The following is an 891-nucleotide window of genomic DNA, read 5'->3' as shown; positions in this document are numbered from 1 at the left end:
CCCTTCAGCGACATGCCGACGGACTCTGACCATGTCCGCTCATTGGGCTAGACCGGAAGCGACCGACCGATAGCCGAAACGACGCTGATGACCCGTCTGAGACCTTCCGGCCGACTCCAAATATTCCCGCTCGCTGGGCCTGACCGGAAATCATCGTAGCGAGAGCAAAAGGGCGCCCGTTGACCCAAGCGGACACTAGCTTTACTGACGAAGTCCAACCGGGGTGGATGTTCAACCGCCCGCCCACACTGGAAATCATGGCGCTCTTGCTCGCCGTCAACCCACGCCCTATGTCCGCTAGTGCACTACCAACACCGGCACGCTTCCGTCGGCTAGGACCTCCGATGTTTGACTCCCCAAAAATAGCTTCGTGAGGCCGCGACGCCCATGAGAGCCCATGACGATTAGGTCGCAGCCTCTGGACTTTGCTGTTTCGATAATCGCAGTGGCTGGGTGCGCATTCGGAACATGCAAGAGTTCTGCAGGTATCCCGATCTGCTCCGCCATAGCTCGAGCTTCATCGAGCACTCTGCGTGCACGTTCCTTGCCGGCTGCGTCAAAGTGATCAAACTCTTCCCGCGAGGGAGTCCATCCCGAGGCGTATCCGTTCCCATAGTAGACCGGCATCGGTTCCGTTATGGTGATAACTGTCACTTTAGCGTTCAGGGCCTTTGCTAAACCAATCCCATGCTTAACGCCATTTCTCGCGACATCCGATCCATCCGTGCTCAAGAGAATATTGCCGTACATTTGGGGCTCCCTTGCTCGTCGAACATTTTCCCTAAAAGGGATCCTTATTTATATGGTCCGATCGTCGCCGTCCGTCTACGGGCCAATCCGAAGCTCTTTCGTGGACCAACAAGCGTCCGGTGATGGCCCTTGACTGCCATC

Annotated in this window: 1 protein-coding gene; it reads right to left on the bottom strand. The window is 56.7% G+C overall.

Annotated elements, in window-relative coordinates; translation table 11 throughout:
- Positions 1 to 297: 297 nt before the first annotated feature.
- Positions 298 to 750: a universal stress protein gene (locus tag CWO89_RS44600; protein ID WP_130584428.1), complete on the bottom strand. Its 453-nt coding sequence runs from the start codon at positions 748 to 750 to the stop codon at positions 298 to 300.
- Positions 751 to 891: the final 141 nt, after the last annotated feature.

The organism is Bradyrhizobium sp. Leo170 (genome assembly GCF_004296405.1).
In the GTDB taxonomy this organism is placed as follows: domain Bacteria; phylum Pseudomonadota; class Alphaproteobacteria; order Rhizobiales; family Xanthobacteraceae; genus Bradyrhizobium.
Note: the sequence above shows the minus strand (reverse complement) of the source record. Positions and strands in the feature narration are given on the sequence as shown.